General features: G+C 60.8%; 16 protein-coding genes and 1 pseudogene. 13 read left to right on the forward strand and 4 right to left on the reverse strand.

The genetic code is table 11. The features are described 5' to 3' along the window. The first annotated feature begins 9 nt into the window (after positions 1–9). A complete protein-coding gene (locus tag MHK05_RS04355; protein ID WP_239205036.1) occupies positions 10–588 on the forward strand; it encodes a TetR/AcrR family transcriptional regulator in 579 nt (192 codons plus the stop codon). Positions 589–673: 85 nt separating this feature from the next. Here the strand turns inward: MHK05_RS04355 and rpsT are convergent, their stop codons facing one another. Together rpsT and MHK05_RS04365 are read right to left on the reverse strand one after the other, a co-directional pair. Then, positions 674–937: a 30S ribosomal protein S20 gene (rpsT, locus tag MHK05_RS04360; protein WP_049361613.1), complete on the reverse strand. Its 264-nt coding sequence runs from the start codon at positions 935–937 to the stop codon at positions 674–676. 227 nt (positions 938–1164) lie between these two features. Continuing rightward, on the reverse strand, positions 1165–1701 hold the full coding sequence (locus tag MHK05_RS04365; RefSeq protein WP_023031165.1) for a type II toxin-antitoxin system PemK/MazF family toxin: 537 nt from the start codon (positions 1699–1701) through the stop codon (positions 1165–1167). Between the two features lie 18 nt (positions 1702–1719). Between MHK05_RS04365 and lepA the strand changes: the two genes are divergently transcribed. From lepA to efeB, 4 genes are all read left to right on the forward strand, one after another. Further along, the gene (gene lepA / locus MHK05_RS04370; protein WP_239205038.1) at positions 1720–3570 is read left to right on the forward strand and encodes a translation elongation factor 4; all 1851 of its coding nucleotides are present in this window, start codon (positions 1720–1722) and stop codon (positions 3568–3570) included. 259 nt (positions 3571–3829) lie between these two features. Continuing rightward, positions 3830–5794, forward strand: coding sequence for an alkaline phosphatase family protein (locus tag MHK05_RS04375; RefSeq protein ID WP_239205040.1), 1965 nt, complete (start codon positions 3830–3832; stop codon positions 5792–5794). Between the two features lie 3 nt (positions 5795–5797). Continuing rightward, the gene (locus tag MHK05_RS04380) at positions 5798–6961 is read left to right on the forward strand and encodes an EfeM/EfeO family lipoprotein (RefSeq protein ID WP_239205042.1); all 1164 of its coding nucleotides are present in this window, start codon (positions 5798–5800) and stop codon (positions 6959–6961) included. Next, on the forward strand, positions 6961–8241 hold the full coding sequence (gene efeB, locus MHK05_RS04385; RefSeq protein WP_239205044.1) for an iron uptake transporter deferrochelatase/peroxidase subunit: 1281 nt from the start codon (positions 6961–6963) through the stop codon (positions 8239–8241). Before MHK05_RS04380 ends, efeB begins: the two co-directional genes overlap by 1 nt. A 79-nt stretch (positions 8242–8320) precedes the next feature. Here the strand turns inward: efeB and MHK05_RS04390 are convergent, their stop codons facing one another. Continuing rightward, the gene (locus MHK05_RS04390) at positions 8321–9310 is read right to left on the reverse strand and encodes an HNH endonuclease signature motif containing protein (RefSeq protein ID WP_239205046.1); all 990 of its coding nucleotides are present in this window, start codon (positions 9308–9310) and stop codon (positions 8321–8323) included. 157 nt (positions 9311–9467) lie between these two features. Here MHK05_RS04390 and MHK05_RS04395 point away from each other — a divergent pair, with 157 nt between their 5' ends. The 6 genes from MHK05_RS04395 (at position 9468) to MHK05_RS04420 (ending at position 15305) form a co-directional block, all read left to right on the forward strand. Next, positions 9468–10844 carry a M20 metallopeptidase family protein gene (locus MHK05_RS04395; protein WP_239205048.1) on the forward strand — a complete coding sequence of 459 codons (1377 nt, stop codon included), beginning with the start codon at positions 9468–9470 and terminating at the stop codon, positions 10842–10844. A gap of 42 nt (positions 10845–10886) precedes the next feature. Beyond that, on the forward strand, positions 10887–12107 hold the full coding sequence (locus tag MHK05_RS04400) for a sensor histidine kinase (RefSeq protein ID WP_239205050.1): 1221 nt from the start codon (positions 10887–10889) through the stop codon (positions 12105–12107). Beyond that, entirely contained in the window at positions 12104–12715 is a 612-nt protein-coding gene (locus MHK05_RS04405) for a hypothetical protein (RefSeq protein ID WP_239205052.1), read from the forward strand. The genes MHK05_RS04400 and MHK05_RS04405 overlap by 4 nt, the downstream gene beginning before the upstream one ends. Further along, the gene (locus tag MHK05_RS04410) at positions 12712–13377 is read left to right on the forward strand and encodes a response regulator (RefSeq protein WP_239205054.1); all 666 of its coding nucleotides are present in this window, start codon (positions 12712–12714) and stop codon (positions 13375–13377) included. Before MHK05_RS04405 ends, MHK05_RS04410 begins: the two co-directional genes overlap by 4 nt. 66 nt (positions 13378–13443) lie before the next feature. Further along, the gene (locus tag MHK05_RS04415; protein WP_239205056.1) at positions 13444–14655 is read left to right on the forward strand and encodes a sensor histidine kinase; all 1212 of its coding nucleotides are present in this window, start codon (positions 13444–13446) and stop codon (positions 14653–14655) included. After that, positions 14652–15305, forward strand: coding sequence for a response regulator (locus MHK05_RS04420; protein WP_239205058.1), 654 nt, complete (start codon positions 14652–14654; stop codon positions 15303–15305). The genes MHK05_RS04415 and MHK05_RS04420 overlap by 4 nt, the downstream gene beginning before the upstream one ends. A gap of 22 nt (positions 15306–15327) precedes the next feature. On the opposite strand, the gene MHK05_RS04425 is transcribed toward MHK05_RS04420, so the two are convergent. After that, on the reverse strand, positions 15328–15708 hold the full coding sequence (locus tag MHK05_RS04425) for a hypothetical protein (protein WP_239205060.1): 381 nt from the start codon (positions 15706–15708) through the stop codon (positions 15328–15330). A 173-nt stretch (positions 15709–15881) separates the two neighbouring features. Here MHK05_RS04425 and MHK05_RS04430 point away from each other — a divergent pair. Together MHK05_RS04430 and MHK05_RS11835 are read left to right on the forward strand one after the other, a co-directional pair. Next, positions 15882–17275: pseudogene (locus tag MHK05_RS04430) on the forward strand (YeeE/YedE thiosulfate transporter family protein). Positions 17276–17360: 85 nt separating this feature from the next. Then, entirely contained in the window at positions 17361–17483 is a 123-nt protein-coding gene (locus MHK05_RS11835; protein WP_005324145.1) for a hypothetical protein, read from the forward strand. Positions 17484–17485: the final 2 nt, after the last annotated feature.

Below are 17485 nucleotides of genomic sequence, written 5' to 3' on the forward strand. Positions count from 1 at the left end.
GGGGCATTTATGCCGCGTATATCACAAATCCGAGTCGCTGCGCTCAACCTCGTCATCGAAGCCGGATACGGCGGGTTTACTATGGAGGAACTCGCCCAAAAGGTAGGCGTTTCCCGCCGTACCCTTTTTAATTACATAAAAGACAAAGAATCGGCAGTTTTAGGTCCCGAATTTTCGGAGGAACTAGAGCACCAATTTCAGAATTTCGCCGCCGGACTGCCCACCGGAAGCCTGCGCGAAGATTCTGAAATCGTGGCCAAAGCCGTATTTGACCGCGCCGTGGGTGATGAGTTCTTCCCCGAAATTTCCCAGCTGACGGCCCAGGCGCTAGCTAAGGATACGAAGCTGCGTGCCCTGTATTACCAGCGCAATAGCCGCACTATTGAGCGCCTCCGCCAAGCCGTGCAAGCCCGCGAGGGCTGGAAGTCCTCCGATTCGCGCCTCACGCCGACCGTCAACATCATCCACACCCAGTTCCTGACCGCCTTCGAGATTTTTGTGGAAACCCGTGGTGGAACTTCGCTTAGTGAAGCCTTCCGCAACGCCGGTGCCGTCTTCGAAGATTACTTCAACGACGAACTGGCCTAAGCCTCCCCGCTCGGGTCTAGGCTAAGAAAATCCCCCGGTGCGCTCCGTAGAGCGCGACCGGGGGGGATTGTCAGTGCAATGGCTCTTAGTCCATCTTGTTGAACGCGGAAGCCATGCCGGACTTCTTGTTGGCTGCAGTGTTGCGGTGGAAGACACCCTTGGACACGGACTTGTCCAGGGCGCGGGATGCCACGCGCAGCTGCTTTTCAGCAGCAGCCTTGTCGCCAGCGGTAACGGCCTCGCGGAACTTGCGGATCTCGGTACGGACGGCGGAGCGAACGCTCTTGTTGCGCTGGCGTGCCTTCTCGTTGGTGATAACGCGCTTCTGCTTGGACTTGATATTTGCCATGAAAAATACCTCTTAGTAATCGAAAGTGATTGACGTAGAAACCGACCTACTCGGACTACTCCCGCGGCCAGCAATCGCTGGCACGCTCGGCGCTGGTATTCGAAGAGCGAACCCAAGGTCCTGCCCGCCCCGACCAACGCGCCCGGCAAGTAAGTAACCAACATACAATAGCAGTACCGAACCCGACCTGCCAAAACTCTCAGCATGGCCGCCGTCTGTGCGACTGGTTAGGCCCAGTGGTAGCGCGCGCGTAACCTATTCGCGATTCTTTCGAACCGGCGTTCGGGAAAAAGTGTGCCTTGTCGGCGCACCTGTTCTTCGGAAACCTCCAGCAAGCGGTCGAGGCGCACCCAGCAATCGCACCCGGATTCGTCCCACTCGCCGGCGCCGATTTCCAGCCAGGCGTCGTCAAGCGCATGCTTCGGGTTGGGGGAGATAAGCAAACCCATCACCGTGGTGCGCGTGCGGCCGACAACCAGGATGGCGCGCTCACGCGGCGGGGCCTGCTTGCCTTCGGCCGGAGCCCATACCCAGACCACCTCGCCGGAATCAGCCTGGCCATCCATATCGGGGGAGAAAAATATGGAGCGGGGGTGAGAGGCGGTGGCCTCGACCCGGATATCAGCGGCCTTGCGCGGCTCGTGGAACTCGTCCGACCTATCCAGCCCCAACCGGGAATTAATGCGGGTCAGGCCGGTGTCTATGGGCTCGCGCTCGCTGATTCCCAGCGCTTGGCGCAGTCGGGTGAGCATGGCGCTTTTCATGTCGACTATTGTAGACGTATGTCTGAAAACTTTGCGGCCACGACGTTTACGGATCCCGCCCGAATCCGAAACTTCTGCATTATTGCTCACATCGACCACGGCAAGTCGACGCTGGCGGACCGCATCCTGCAGCTATCCAAGGTGGTTGCGGAGCGCGATATGCGTGACCAGTTCCTCGATAATATGGACATCGAACGCGAACGCGGTATCACCATTAAGGCGCAGAACGTACGCCTGCCCTGGGTACCCCAGTCCGGTCCGGACGAAGGGGAGCAGATCGTCCTCCAGATGATCGACACTCCTGGCCACGTGGACTTCACCTATGAGGTCTCCCGCGCCCTTGAGGCATGTGAGGGCGCCATCCTGCTTGTCGACGCCGCCCAGGGCATCGAAGCCCAAACCCTTGCCAACCTGTACCTGGCGATGGAAAACGACCTGGAAATCATCCCGGTCCTCAATAAAATCGACCTGCCGGCCGCCGACCCGGAAAAGTACGCGCTGGAAATCGCCAATATCATCGGCTGCGAACCGGAAGAGGTCCTGCGCGTATCCGGCAAGACCGGCGAGGGTGTGGTCGAGCTGCTGGACAAGGTCTGCGAGTTGGTGCCGCCGCCGTCCTCCGAGTTCGACGCGGATGCGCCGGCCCGCGCCATGATTTTTGACTCCGTCTATGACACCTACCGTGGCGTTGTCACCTATATCCGCATGGTCGATGGCAGGCTCACCCCGCGCCAGAAGGTCACCATGATGTCGACCAACGCCAACCACGAGCTGCTCGAAATCGGCATCGTGTCCCCTACGATGCAAAAATGCGAGGGCTTGGGCCCCGGCGAGGTGGGCTACCTGATTACCGGCGTAAAGGACGTGCGCGAGACCAAGGTGGGAGATACCGTCACCTGGTCCAACGGCGGCGCTGAGACTCCGCTTAAAGGCTATAAGGACCCGGACCCGATGGTCTACTCCGGCCTTTTCCCCATCTCCCAGGCTGATTTCCCGGACCTGCGCGATGCTTTGGAAAAGCTGCAGCTTAACGACGCCTCCTTGACCTTCGAGCCCGAAACCTCCGTCGCCCTGGGCTTTGGTTTCCGCTGCGGGTTCTTGGGCCTATTGCATATGGAAATTACCCGCGACCGCTTGGAGCGCGAGTTCGGCCTCGATCTGATTTCTACCGCGCCGTCGGTGACCTACCGCGTGGTGGCCGAAGACGGCGAGGAAAAGTGGGTTCACAACCCGTCTGACTGGCCGGAAGGAAAGCTTAACGAGGTCTACGAGCCAGTGGTGAAGATGACCGTCATCGTGCCCGAGCAATTCGTCGGCCCCACCATGGAGCTCTGCCAGTCCAAGCGCGGCCAGATGGGAGGCATGGATTACCTCTCCGAGGACCGCGTAGAGCTGCGCTACACCATGCCGCTGGGTGAAATCATCTTCGATTTCTTCGATATGCTCAAGTCCCGTACAAAGGGCTACGCCTCGCTGAACTACGAGGAGGCCGGCGAGCAGCTCGCGGACTTAGTCAAGGTCGATATCCTGCTCAACGGCGACCCAGTCGACGCCTTTTCCGCCATCGTCCACCGCGATTCCGCACAGTGGTACGGCAATAAGATGACCAAGAAGCTTAAAGAACTCATCCCGCGCCAGCAGTTCGAGGTGCCGGTGCAGGCGGCCATTGGTTCGAAGATCATTGCCCGCGAGAACATCCGGGCCATGCGCAAGGACGTGCTGGCCAAGTGCTACGGCGGCGATATCTCCCGTAAGCGCAAGCTGTTGGAGAAGCAGAAGGCCGGTAAGAAGCGCATGAAGACGCTGGGCTCCGTCTCGGTGCCGCAAGAGGCTTTCGTGGCTGCGCTGTCTACCGACGCCGACGATTAACCCCGTACCCCCTATTGGCAAAGTGGAGCCGAATAGATTCTTAACATTTCGTTAACGGCTCCCGGGGTGCGGCCGGCAAAAGTTCAAAGTGAGCTGCTCCTATAGGGCGTTCCCACGGCCGGGGACGCCCTTTTAATCTAGTTGCAGTCGGTGTTTTGGCGGCGTTAAATTTCGATTCGAAAGCGACCGATGACTCGCCTGGTGAGCCACAGCCACTTTCGACCTGCCCCGCAAATTCTTGACCAAGGTTGGATTTTTAATGAAGCTTCGCTCTCGCGCTGTGGCCCTTTGCGCCGCCGCAGCCGCCACTACGTCCCTTGTCCCCGGCGTTGCCCAGGCAGCCACCACGACCCCAATTGAACACGTCGTTGTCATTTACTCGGAGAATATTTCCTTCGACCACTACTTTGGCACCTACCCAAACGCCCTGAATAAGGACGGCGAAAAGCTGCAGGGAAGCGACAAGGACGCCCCAAAATTTACCGCCAAGAAGGACACCCCCAAAGCGAAAAACCTCGAAAATGATGGCGTAATGGGGGACAAGAACCCCAACTCCGTCAAGCCTTTCCGCATCGGGCCAGACCATGCAGTAACTACGGACCAGAATCACCACTACGGCGATGAGCAGGCCGCATACAACGGCGGCAAGATGGACAAGTTCCCGGAGACTGTATCCACCGACATCGATAAGTCTTCCAACGGCTATTATGCCGTTCCAGGCATGACTATGGGCTATTACGACGGCAATACCGTCACCGGAATGTGGAACTACGCGCAAAACTTTGCGATGAACGATAATAGTTACTCCACTATCTTCGGCCCATCCACCCCAGGCGCGCTGAATCTAATTTCCGGAACCGTGGCCGGCGGGACCATGCATGACCCAGCCACGGGCGAGCAGAAGAAGATCGAACCTGGCAAGAACCACGCCCTCGCTGGGGTATCCGAAGATGGCAAGACCGCCACTGTTGTCGGCGACCCAGATCCGCTTTACGACGACTGCTCGAATAACTCTTCCGCCGGCACCAACCAGGTCACCGCGATGCACTCCAAGAACATCGGTGACCAGCTCAATGACAAGGACGTCACTTGGGGCTGGTTCCAAGGCGGCTTCCGGCCAACCGAGGAAGCTACAGACGACGCTCGCGCACGCTGCGGCGCCTCCCACACTACGCTGACCGGCCAGAACCAGACGGACTATAACCCGCACCACCAGCCGTTCCAGTACTACGCTTCCACCGCGAATCCGCACCACTTGGCGCCGTCGAGCGATGACATGATCGGCAAGACTGACCGCGCCAACCACCAGTACGATCTGCAGGACTTCGATACCGCTCTGGAGCAGGGCAACCTGCCGGCCGTGTCCTTCCTGAAGGCTGCCAACTACCAAGACGGACACGCCGGTTACTCCAACCCGCTAGACGAGCAGGCCTTCATCACCCATTACATCAATGAGCTGCAAAATTCCTCAGAGTGGGATTCCACCGCGGTCGTTATCGCCTACGATGACTCCGATGGCTGGTACGACCACAAGGCCCCAGAAATCCGCAATGGTTCCAATGACCCGCACCAGGACAAAGAAATCTGCACCGCCGCCGCAGCAAAAGTAGGCGTTGCCGGCGGAAAGGACGGCCAGTGCGGGCCGGGTACCCGCCAGCCTTTGCTGGTTATCTCCCCATACGCGAAGACTAACCACATCGACTCCACTTACACCGAGCAGACTTCCGTCACCAAGTTCATTCAGGACAATTGGGGACTCGGCCGTCTAGGGGGCATTGCCTTTGACGAGCGCGCCGGCGAGCTCAACAACATGTTTGACTTCAACGCCGCCCACAAGGCTCCGAAGCTTTTCTTGAACGAGACCGACGGTACCGTGGCCAAGGACTACGCCTCCATTGAAAAGGTGGATAATTCCTCCCGCGCCGGCACCAACCTCAAGGACGTCGTCGAGGGCATGGACGACCCCAAGGTCACCGAACAGGGCGTTCCCAACATCACCAAGCTGCACCAAGATGCGAAGCCACAGCCAGGTGCGAATAAGCCCGATGATTCGAGCTCCAGTTCTTCCGCTGGTTCTTCTAAGGGCGGTATCATTGCGGCTATCCTTACGGCTCTGGGCGTCGGCGCAGGGGTTGTCGCTTGGTACATGAATGGCCACCCCGGCCTAGACCTGAAGAAGCTGCAAGATTTTAAGCTCCCGCCATTGCCCAACCTCCCGTTTTAATCAATGAAAACCTTCCATTTTGCCACCGCCGCGGTGCTTGCCATCGCGGCCATAGCTCCTACTGCCGTCGCCCAAAGCTCCTTGAGCTCTCTCGGTTCTAGCTCGTCTAGCTCGCGAGACTCGCGGCCGGCGGCGTCGACAAGCACAAGCGCGAAGCCGAAAGAACCACAGCTGAATGTGCGCGACGTGTATTCATGTCCTACGCCGGAGAAGGTACAGGGGCAGGCATCGTGGAAGATCTATAACACCTCGGGGCTTGCGCTCACCGTCTACGTGGCAGATGATGCGGGCAACGCCTACCAGGTCCTCGAGCGCGTGGGCACCCCAGCCAAGCGCGCCTGGGCCCCGAAACTGCAGGACGGCACATACCACCTCACCTGCGTTTTCCACAATGATTCGGCCGTGAAATCTGATGATTTTGCGGTCACCGGTTCCACCATCACCGATGCTCCCAAGATGGTCCCCATTACTGACCGTGAGGTCGCGGCCGTGGCCATTCAGCAAGCGGCCAGGCAGAAAAAGCGTGTGCCCGAGCTACAGAAGAAAGCCCACGCTCTTGCTGAAGCCACCTCAAAAGATCGCCGCGCTGCCCAAGCGGCCTACCTTGACTACCTCGAGACCTACCGATCCTTCGACGATTCCAGCGAGATGTGGCCGGGGCCCGGCTTGGAGGGGTACAGGGACGTCGAAAAGCTGCTGTGGTCCAGGCGCCCCGTCAAGGATGCGGCGAAGCCTGCCCGCGCGCTTGCCGACGCCGTCGATAAAACCGCCCGCGCCCTCGATACCTCCCATTTCGCCATTCCCGCCCCCGACTACGGGCTGCGCACCCATGAAGTAATGGAGGAATTCGAGCGCTTCGATATGCGCGGCGAACGCGATTTCGGCGCCCATGCCCTGCCCACCGCGCTGCGGGGCGACGTTATTTCAACCCGGCTGACGCTGGATGCCGTCCGCTCCCTTGTCGAGGGCCGTGGGCTCGATACCTCGCCCATCTATGAACAGCTGGATGAGCTTGACAAGCTCGCCACGAAGTTCGATGAAAAATATGACACCGCTTTTGATAAGTGGTCCCAGAAGGACCGGATGCGTGTGCAGTCCGCCGTCGCGCGTGCCAATGAACTGCTTGCCCCTGTCGCCACGATGACCGTAGTCAGAAGGATGGATTAGTGCCCTGCCCGTTTAATTTTTCCCGCCGCTCGTTTCTCTCTGGGCTCGCGGCCACCGCCGCGCTTTCTGGCCCGGCAGCAGCTGCCAATGCGCAGTCCAGCCTCGCGGGCTCTTCCTTTGGTTCCTCTAAGCGAAGCGAAGGCGCTGCTGACCATGCTTCTCCATCGCCGCGCACCGAGGCGGACGCTCCGCTCGAACTTCCTTTCCACGGCGAGCACCAGCAGGGGATCGTGACCCCAGCCCAAAAGTATTCCGAGGTCGTCGCCCTCGATGTACAGTTCACCGAGAAATCGCGCTTAGAGAAGTTGCTTCGCACCGTGACTGAGCGCGCCCGCATTCTTACCTCCGGCGGCGCTACTGCGGCCGATGGCATTGGCTATCCCGCCGGCGATTCCGGGGAGCTAGGACCGCAGCTTCCCACCGATAGTTTGTCCATTACCCTCGCCGTGGGCAATTCGCTTTTCGACGACCGCTTCGGTCTTAAACCCCACAAACCCGTCCACTTAAGTTCCATGCAGGCTTTCGCCGATGACACGTTGGAGGAGGAGCTATGCCACGGCGACCTCGCCCTGCAGATTTGCGCCGACCAGCACGACACCGTCATTCACGCGCTGCGCGATATCTTGCGGCACACCCGTGGAGATGTGGCCGTGCGCTGGCGCCAAAACGGTTATATGAATGAACCGCGGCCGTCTGGCACCCAGCGCAACCACCTTGGGTTTAAAGACGGCATAGTCAATCCAGCCGAAAAGGATCAGGACAAGCTGGTTTGGGCCGGTACGGACGAGCCGGACTGGGCCGCCGGCGGCAGCTATATGGTGGTTCGACTCATCGCTATGTATACGGAATTCTGGGATCGCATCTCCATTGCTGAGCAGGAGCAAATCTTCGGCCGCGACCGTGCAACCGGTGGCCCGCTTTCCGGTGGCGACGAATATGCCGAGCCCAACTACCTCGACGATGCCACCGGTGATGTCATCCCCACCGACGCGCATATTCGCCTGGCGAATCCGCGCACGCCAGAAACCGCGGACCAGCTCATGCTGCGCCGCGCCTATAACTACGACAATGGCGTGCGCGATAACGGCACCCTCGATGTCGGACTCGTCTTTATCTGCTTCCAGCAGGACTTGGAGCGTCAGTTCATAACGGTGCAAAAGCGCCTCGAAGGTGAACCCCTAGCGGACTATATCCGACCCTATGGTGGTGGCTATTTTTATGCTTTGCCCGGCGTCGCTAATGACTCCGACTTTTTCGGCCGCTCCCTAATCCAAGCCTAGAAATGCTTCACCGACTCGCACTGTGCGGGAAACCCGCGTGATCTGGGAAGCGTCCGCCCAAAAAATGAGGGCAGGGTCTTCAGCTTGAGTTGGCCCACGGCGGGACCCAGACTATTCGGCCCCGCCGCCGCGCTAACCGGCCGCGCACCGGCGGCGCGTTCGGGTCATCGTCATTGACCCCGTTGTGGTACGGGCAGGCCACACTGAGATTCGCCATATTGGTCTCGCCGCCGTGTTTCCACGCCTGCAAGTGGTGGATTTGGCACTTGTCTGCCGGATAGTTGCACTCGGCCCACGGGCAGGTGGGGTTTTCCGCGCTCGCCATCAGCCGCTGCTTATCCGAGGCGTGCCGCGAGGTGCGATACAGGTTCACCGGTCCCTCATAGGGATGGACGAGCGTGACAAGTCCGCAGTCGGCAAGGCGCTTTTCCACCAGTTTGGCGCCGCTGATTTCGGCCCCATTGGTCAGCCGTAGGGTGATTTCTTCTCCACCGCCAGAGAGAATCTCGTCCAATTCATCGAGCTGGATGATGATATTCGTCATCGCGGCAGGGCGCGCCGTGGCCCCACCGCGGAAGAAAATATTCTCCACGGAATCCAAGGGGTTCTTTTCGCCGATGCTGGCGTGCAGGTCAGCGATGAAATCGGAATCACCGGTAATCGAAAGCGTCGATGGCCCGCCCTTGCGCCGCGTCATTCGCACGCCCTTTTCCGGCTGCCGCGGCGGATACATCTCCTTCAACCGCGTGCGCGCGAGCCGCTCCACATCCTGGTCTGTCGCGCACAATTCAGCGCGCAGCGCCCACGCGTCCCGCTTGGATTTGGTGCGGGAGACGTATTTTTCAATGAGTTTCAATGTGGCCAGGCAATGCGTGGTGGCCCGGCACGAGCGCTGCCGGCGGGTGAAGGAGGTGGGGCCAAAGTAGACGTCGGCAAGCGCGAGCAGGCTACGAGCTTCCTGCCGGGGCAGGCCCAGCCGACGCAGATCCGTCTCGCGCACGCCGGAGACCTCGCCGAGAAGCTCCATCGGCGAGGCAAGTTGGCGGGCGTAGTCCTGCAAGCGGGTCATGCCCGTGAGCATAAGACACCCCGCAAGGCCGCAGCAGCGCCCCCGCGTGAGCCTGTGGATAACTCGCCTCTCCCGTCACACCGCCCCCGAACCCACCCGGCAGCCTGTGGATAACCTGCGGTACCCTCGAATGCGAAAGCGAGAAAAGGAGCTCCCCATGTCTGACCCGACCAAGCGAATCCGTCCTACCAACCCCGGACGCCTGGCTGCCCCACGCCAGGCCCAGCAGCTGCCGCCCCTGCCGGTGACTCGGGCGCGCATTGGCGAGCAGATGGCCACCGAGGTTTTCCAGGAAATGGGCGAGGAGATGCTCGAGGAGTTGCAGAACTTCCGCCGCGATCTGCACCGCAACCCGGAAATCGGCCTGGACCTGCCGCGTACGCAAAAGAAGGTCTTGGAAGCGCTCGAGGGCCTACCGCTGGAGATCCACGTGGGCCAGGATTTGAGCTCGGTGGTGGCCGTGCTGCGCGGCGGCCAGCGCGGCGAGCGGCCGGTGTCGGTGCTTTTGCGCGCGGACATGGACGCCCTCGAGGTACGCGAGCAGACCGGCAGCCCGTTTGCCTCGACGAATGGGTATATGCACGCCTGCGGCCACGATCTGCATACCGCCGGACTGGTGGGCGCGGCGCGGATTCTGTGTGAGCATCGCGCGGAGCTGCACGGCGACGTTACCTTTATGTTCCAGCCCGGCGAGGAGGGACCGGGTGGCGCGCTGCCGATGATTGAAGAGGGCGTGCTCGACGCCGCTGGCCGACGCCCCATTGCTGCCTACGGCCTCCACGTTGGCCCGCAGGACCGCGGCACGTTCCACTATGTGCCCGGCCCGATGATGGCCAGCTCGTCCAACCTGACCATTACGGTGCTGGGCAAGGGCGGGCACGGCTCCCGCCCGCATGACGCCATCGACCCGGTAGCGGCGCTGGCGGAGATCCAAATGTCGCTGCAGACCGCACTGACCCGCCGCTTCGATGCGCTCGAGCCCATCGTTATTACCGTGACTAACCTGTGGGCGGGGGACGGCGCGTATAACGCCATTCCGGAGCGCGCAGCTTTGGGCGCTACGGTGCGCGTGCTGCGGGATGAGAAGATCGACGCCGTGCGGCAGATGATTACGGAGGTCTCCAGCTCCGTCGCTGCTTCGCACCGGTGCACCGCACAGGTGGATTTCGAGGTCTTGTACCCCACCACCAAGACGAATCCGCGGGAAAATCAGTTCGCTGCTACCTTGTGGAGCCAGATGTTTGGCACCGAAAACGTCCAGCCGTTCGATGCCCCGATGATGGCCTCCGAAGACTTCGGCTACGTCCTCGCGCAAGTGCCGGGCACGTTTATGTGGATGGGCACGGCCAATCCAGACAAGCCCGAAAATGAGCGCGAGTGGAACCACTCGCCGATGATGCGCTTTGATGACTCGGTGCTGGGCATGCAGGCCGCGGCGCTGGCGGCCGTGGCGTTTGAGCGCTTGGCCACCGAAAACGAGCATCCGTCCGCGCAGACGAAGGCCATGCGCGATGCGGCCGGGGTGCAAAAATAATTCATCCCTAGGGACTATGGCCGCCGGCTTAAGCTTGAGGCCATGATCAGAACGAAGTGGAGCGCGGCGGGCATCGTGGCTGCCTGCGCGGTGGCGAATTGGCTCATCGGCGTGGTGCTGATGAACCTCGACATTGAGGAGTATTCGCCGTCGTTTGCGGAGTACGGGCCCTATATCTGCACCGGGTTTGCGGTGGGCGTGCTGGGTATTATCGCCCTGCCCTTTGCGTTAGAGCACCAGCCGCGCGAGCTTTCCGACGTCGACTATGCCGGCTCCACCCGTAGCTTCATCGCCGGTTGCATCGTGCTGCTGGGGTCGAGCTCCTATTTTGGTGCGGCTAGTGGAGTCGTGGCTTTCATTTCCATGGTCTCGCGCCGCTCGACTTCGCGCTCGGTGGCCGCGGTGGCGTGCTTCGTGGTGTCGTTTGCGATAGAGACCACCTTCAATCCGTATGCAGGGTGGGAGGCAATCGGATGGGGGGAAGCCATCGTCTTGGTGGTCGTGATGGTCGCAGGGTTATTGGTGGGCCAAAAGCGCGCCAATTTGCGCGAAAAGCGGTGGCGAGTGGAACAACAAGCCCGGATGAACCGGGAAGAGATGCGTGCCAAGGTAGAACGCGCGCGGCGAGAGGAGCGCGAGAATATCGCGCGGGACATGCACGATACGCTCTCGCATCGGCTGAGCCTCGTGGCCATTCATGCGGGTGCGCTGAGCTATCCGCGTGAAGGCGTGCCGGCCGAGTTCACGGACGCAGCGCGCACCATCCGCGCCGAAGCCCAGAACGCGGTCGAGGATTTGCGCACAGCCCTAAGCGCCTTGCGCGAAGACCTTTCCCAGGATCCGCGCACCACCTTAGAAGAGCTAGTCGCGGCCGCGCAGGAGGCCGGCACGCAGGTGACCGTGACCTACGCGGACGGTGCCAGCCCGGATGTTTTTACTGGGCTATCCACGATGGCGCAGCACGCCGTGCACCGCGCAGTACAAGAGGGCCTGACCAATGCGCGCAAGCATGCCGCAGGCCAGCCGGTGAGCATCACGGTGCGCGAGGTGGCCGGTGAGGTGGGCGTCGAGATGCGCAACCCGCTCCCAGTAGCTAAGGCCGAGGAGCGCGCAGGTAGCGGCGTCGGCGGCTACGGGCTGGTGGGACTGCGCGAGCGTGTGGAGCTATCCGGTGGACGCATGAATGTTCACGTCGGTAAAGAAGATGAGGAATTTGGATGGAGTATCCGTTTACCGCTAGCGCACAAGGAGGCCACCCAATGAGCGAAATGAGTTGGCAGTTGCGCCATCCCGATTACGGGCTCATGCGCATTGACCTAGAAGAAACCAAGACCCGCGAGGGCTGGACAGGAAAATACTTAGATTCTAAGCGCAGCCTTTTTACCTCCACGGTCAACGGCACTACGCGCAAGCTCAGCTACACCGATACCGATGACTCGGCCTATAGCGTGGAATTCCTGCGCGGAAATAGCGATGATAATGCGCCCGAAGACGCAGATCGCATCGAGCTGGTGGAGCGCCGTGGCTATATCGTGCCACAGTTTCGCGGGCAAGGCGCGAGGGTGATGTTTGCGGCGGTGGGGAAGGTGGACGTCGATAAGCGGCTGCATCGGGTGAACTTATGGGCGTTGCTCTTGCAGACGGCGCTGACATTCATTGCGGCCACACTAGTCATCGAATTTTTCCCGAAATTCTTCGAAAAGATAAACGAGATTCTCGTGCCCTCGTTCCTCAACGGCGTAGTGGCAGGCCACGCCACTATAGTGCCGGTAGCGCTGGCGAGTCTTGTGGTGCTTACAGTGGCGTATACGCCCGTCGCGTCGAAGTTCTGGCGCGCGCGGTGGAATCAACCAGTGGGAAAGGAAGCATGATGGCAGATACCCTGCGCGTGGTGCTGGTTGATGACGAGGACCTTGTCCGCAGCGGGCTGCGCCTGTTGCTGTCTAATGCACCCGATATCGAGGTCGTGGCCGAGGCGAGCAATGGCCGGGACGCGGTGGCTACCGTCCTCGATGCGCAGCCCGACGTGGTGCTAATGGATATTCGTATGCCGGTCATGGATGGCATCGCGGCCGTGGAGAAGATTCTATCGGTCCACGCCGTGCCGATAATCATGCTTACGGCCTTTGATACCGATTCCTTTATTTTGCGGGCCCTGCGCGCCGGGGCGGCTGGGTTCTTGCTCAAGTCAACGCCGCCGGAATCGCTCATGGCGGCCGTGCGCGCGGCCGCGGCAGGGCAGCCGCTGTTGAGCCCGCAGGTCGTCGACAAGCTGGTAGGCCTGAAAAGCCCCAAGCTTTCCGACGCCCATTCCCACCACACCCGCACCGCCCGCACCCGGCTTGCCACTTTGAGCTCGCGCGAGCGCGAAATAGCCGGGCTGGTGGCTCAGGGTTTGAACAATCAAGATATCGCCGAGCAACTGGTGGTGTCCATGGCGACGGTGAAGTCGCATATGCAGCATATTTTGAAAAAGATCGGCGGTACCAGTCGCGTGCACATCGCAATTATGGTCCTAGAGGCGCGTGGCTAATGCCGGAGAATCCTCCCTGCGGGGGATACCGCGCTGGCGGTGGGTCGGCTTAGACTGGTGCGCGTTATGAAGTTGTTCCGAAAATCCGACGCGATGCTTAAGCGCCCGCTGTGGCAGAAAATTCTCATCGCAGTAATTGTTGTCGTCGGCGATGTGCTGGTCACGTTGATGCGACTAGCGGATACTGATGCCTCAGTAAATCGCATGCTTGTTACAGCCGCGGTGATGGTCGGCACCTGGATGCTTCTGCCTTTCGCCTTGCGCCATGCCGCCCGGGAGCGTGACCCGCGCAGCGCACAGCCCGGCCCGCGCAGTGCGTTGGTAGCCGCAACCATTATTTCGGCGACGGTGACGATTGCTGAGTACCGTCCTTCGGTAATGATAGCGGCGTTTTCTGCGGCCTCGCGCCGCAGCCGGTTGTGGATCGCGCTGGTATGCACGGCCATGGTGGCCTCGAAACTAGTCGACACTGATTTTTCCGGTGCTAAAGGTGCAAATATTCCGTTTCAGATGGGTTATTACGGCGGCGCGCTTATCCCGGCGCTGGTCGTACTGGTTGTTGGGCTGGTTCGCTCGAACCAAAAAGAGCGCACGATTGCGCTGCAGGCGCAGGCGGAGCTCACACACGAGGAAATGACCACGCGGGAGAACTTTGCGCGGCAGGAAGAGCGCGACCGCATCGCGCGGGATATGCACGATACGCTCTCGCACCGGCTGAGCATGATTGCGGTCTATGCCGGCGGGTTGGCCTACCGCAAGGACCTAGATCCGGAAGAGACGCGGCAATCCGCGCGCACGATTCGCGATGAAGCCGAGGCTGCCGTGGGGGATCTGCGTGAGGCGCTGCACTCGCTGCGCAGCGAGGGGCGCATCGATCCGCGCGAGGGCGTGGAATCGCTGGTGGAGCGTTCCCGCCAGGCGGGCATGGAGGTGGAAGTGCGCTACCGGGCGGGCGCGGGGCCGCAATCGCTGGAGGAGCTGAGCACCATGGCCGGCCACGCGCTCAACCGCGCGGTCCAGGAGGGCCTGACCAACGCCCGTAAGCACGCACCGGGGCAGCCGGTCACCATCACCATCGCTACGCTTGCCGACGCCCTGTCTATCACCATGTCTAACCCCACCGCCCAGACTGGGGAAAAGGCAGGCGTGCACAGTGGTGGGTACGGGATCGTCGGCATGCGCGAGCGCGCTAGTGTTGTGGGCGGATCATTGCAGGTACAGGACGGGGAAGAAAACTTCTCGTGGACGCTGCGCCTGCCAAGGAAGGAAGAAAAGTGAGTGAAATTCGGGTGGTGCTTGTCGATGATGAGCCGCTGTTGCGCCACGGGCTGCGCGTGATCTTGGAAGGCGCGCCGGGCATTAGCGTCATTGGCGAGGCCGGCAACGGCAAGGAAGGCATCGAACTTATCTTGGCCGAAGAGCCTGATGTGGTGCTGATGGATATCCGCATGCCGGTCATGGACGGCATCGAGGCGACGGCGCAGCTGCACTCGCTCGCCGGCGCGCGCGATATCCCGGTGGTGATGCTCACTGCCTTTGATACCGATGAGTTCATCCTGCACGCCCTGCGCGCTGGGGCAGTGGGATTCTTGTTGAAGACGACGGCGCCGGAGGCGCTGGTGGCGTCGGTAAGAGCAGCGGCCCAAGGCCAGCAACAGTTAAGCCCGAAGGTGCTAGAAAACCTGGTGGGGCTGGCGGCTACGCCGCCGCAGCCGGAGCAGGAGATGATTCAATCCAGTGGGCTAGATGAGCTTAGCGAGCGCGAACATGAAATTGCCCAGCTGGTAGCCCAAGGGCTGAGCAATGCCGAGATTGCCGAGCAGCTATTCATCTCGCTGACCACGGTTAAAACGCACATGAAGCACATCCTGGCCAAGATCGATGGCACCAACCGGGTGCACATCGCCATTGCAGTGCTTGGCGGCTAGCTCTTGCTCGGTGCGGGACTGGCTAGGGCCGACGGAAAATGGCGGAGACTAGCCCGATAAGCGCAATGGCGCCGACGATGATGGAGGCTGCCGGCCAGTATTGCGGGAAGTACTTGAGCGTGTAGCCAAAGACTTGGCCGTCATCGAAGTGCTGCCACAGTGCTACGGGCATCCACCACAGCTTGGTTAGAGCGAGCAGCGCGCCCACGAGGCCGGCGGCAACGCGGCTGCCCCCGCGCAGGAAGAAGCTGGCCGCAACCAGTAGTACGCCTGCGATGGTCAGGGCGAATAGGAGGGGAGTTTCGGTGCCCAGCGGTGAGCCGCGCAGCAGGAACTCGTGGTCAATTTCGTGTTGCTCGATGAGGGTATAACCATCGAGGACAACGTCGTCTGGGATTCCCATAGGTTAATTCTCCTTAGTTGTGCCCGGAGCGGCTGGGTCGCCTGAGGTGGCATAGGGAAGGCCGACGGAAACGCGGAAATCTGCCACCCTAGAACCGGGTTGTACGTCAATTATAGACAAATCTGTCTTAGAGGGCGTAGTCTGAGGCCCTTGACTCGATACAAGGAGACAGTGTGATTATTACCGGACTTCTCACCGGCATCGTCTTCGGTGCTGTGCTGCAGCGCGGGCGCTTCTGCGTGACGGCATGCTGCGCGATATTTTCCTCAATAAGACCTGGCGCGGTTTTACCGCTCTGCTCATTTTGATCTCGGTCCATGCCTTTGGCCTTACCCTGTTGACCGGCGCTGACGTGCTCTCTCCGGAGATTGCTGATTTCAAACCGGTAGCCGTTATTGTGGGTGGTTTCATCTTTGGCCTTGGCATCATCTTGTCTGGCGGCTGCGCCTCCGGAACATGGTACCGATCCGCTGAGGGCCTAGTCGGCTCGTGGATTGCGCTGCTGTTTTATGGGCTGTCAGCCGCCGCCATGAAATCGGGCCCGTTGGCCGGGGCGAATGATTGGTTCAAGCAGTGGAGCCTTCCAGTCACCACCATCCACGGCGCACTGCACATCTCGCCGTGGATTCTGGTCGCGGTGCTGTGGGTAGTGACCTTCCTCTTGTGGCGCCACTACCGCGCCAAGGATGCCGGGCGCCCGAAGGTGGACTTGGGCCAGCCGTGGTACGCCAAGCCGTTGAATATGAATATCGCGGCGGTTGCTGTTGGCATCATCGGCACGGTGGGTTTCGTGCTCTCTGCCGACGCCGGCCGCAATGGTGGGCTCGGCATTACCACGCCGACTGCGGATATCGTGCGCTGGGCCGCCACCGGTGATTCCGTGCGCATGAATTGGGGCACCCTGTTGGTCATCGGCCTTCTGGTGGGTGCTTTCATCGCCGCGAAGTCCGCCGGCGAGTTCCGCGTGCGCGTTCCGGATGCACAGACTGCAACCCGTGCTATTTGGGGTGGCATCATGATGGGTGTTGGCGCGTCTCTGGCTGGCGGCTGCACCGTGGGCAACGGCATGGTGGAGACCTCCTTGTTTAGCTTCCAGGGCTGGGTATCGTTGTTCTTTATGGCACTCGGCGTGGGTGCGGGCGCACGTCTATGGCTCAAGCCGAAGAAGGCGCAGGGCCACCAGTCACGGCAGCCGCAGACCTACTCCACCGAGGAGTCCGTGGATAACTCGGCGGTCTCCGCCGAGGAGAAGGTGCTGCCGAGCTTTGCCTCTGCCACCGGGGCAGTGGCGCTCAAGACCAAACCACAGGCCAAGGAAAAGGCCCGTGCCCTAGGCGGTGGGCGCTACGCGCTCGATACCCTTGGCGCAGTCTGTCCGTTCCCCTTGATTGAGGCCAAGCAGATCATGGCGGAGCTAGAGCCTGGTGAGGCGCTGGTCATTGATTTTGACTGCACCCAGGCCACCGACTCGATTCCGCAGTGGGCGGCCGATGAAGGCCATGAGATTCGTGATTTCCATCGCGCGGGCGATGCCGGCTGGCAGGTCACGGTAGTCAAAGGCGGCTAATTACATCATTGTCAGCTACTATGTGGAGGCAGAAGAATCGCGTGTGATTCTTCTGCCTCCTTTGTGGTTTGAAAGAAGTTATCTCATGCCCGAGTTTGATGATAATTCCACCGCCGTCGCGGATATTTTGCATGCCTTCGCCGTCTTTGAACGCGAGGAAGAACACGTGCTGGACGCGGAGCTGCGCCTTAACGTGTATGCCAGCTAGGC

The sequence above is a fragment of the Corynebacterium nasorum genome (genome assembly GCF_022347325.1).
GTDB lineage: Bacteria > Actinomycetota > Actinomycetes > Mycobacteriales > Mycobacteriaceae > Corynebacterium > Corynebacterium kefirresidentii.

Coding starts and splice junctions, on each gene's coding strand:
- MHK05_RS04375 (WP_239205040.1), top strand. CDS start 3,830: ATGAAGCTTCGCTCTCGCGCTGTGGCCCTTTGCGCCGCCGCAGCCGCC.
- MHK05_RS04415 (WP_239205056.1), top strand. CDS start 13,444: ATGAAGTTGTTCCGAAAATCCGACGCGATGCTTAAGCGCCCGCTGTGG.
- MHK05_RS04400 (WP_239205050.1), top strand. CDS start 10,887: ATGATCAGAACGAAGTGGAGCGCGGCGGGCATCGTGGCTGCCTGCGCG.
- MHK05_RS04395 (WP_239205048.1), top strand. CDS start 9,468: ATGTCTGACCCGACCAAGCGAATCCGTCCTACCAACCCCGGACGCCTG.
- rpsT (WP_049361613.1), bottom strand. CDS start 937: ATGGCAAATATCAAGTCCAAGCAGAAGCGCGTTATCACCAACGAGAAG.
- MHK05_RS04390 (WP_239205046.1), bottom strand. CDS start 9,310: ATGACCCGCTTGCAGGACTACGCCCGCCAACTTGCCTCGCCGATGGAG.
- lepA (WP_239205038.1), top strand. CDS start 1,720: ATGTCTGAAAACTTTGCGGCCACGACGTTTACGGATCCCGCCCGAATC.
- MHK05_RS04425 (WP_239205060.1), bottom strand. CDS start 15,708: ATGGGAATCCCAGACGACGTTGTCCTCGATGGTTATACCCTCATCGAG.
- MHK05_RS04405 (WP_239205052.1), top strand. CDS start 12,104: ATGAGCGAAATGAGTTGGCAGTTGCGCCATCCCGATTACGGGCTCATG.
- MHK05_RS04355 (WP_239205036.1), top strand. CDS start 10: ATGCCGCGTATATCACAAATCCGAGTCGCTGCGCTCAACCTCGTCATC.
- MHK05_RS04380 (WP_239205042.1), top strand. CDS start 5,798: ATGAAAACCTTCCATTTTGCCACCGCCGCGGTGCTTGCCATCGCGGCC.
- MHK05_RS04365 (WP_023031165.1), bottom strand. CDS start 1,701: ATGAAAAGCGCCATGCTCACCCGACTGCGCCAAGCGCTGGGAATCAGC.
- MHK05_RS04410 (WP_239205054.1), top strand. CDS start 12,712: ATGATGGCAGATACCCTGCGCGTGGTGCTGGTTGATGACGAGGACCTT.
- MHK05_RS11835 (WP_005324145.1), top strand. CDS start 17,361: ATGCCCGAGTTTGATGATAATTCCACCGCCGTCGCGGATATTTTGCAT.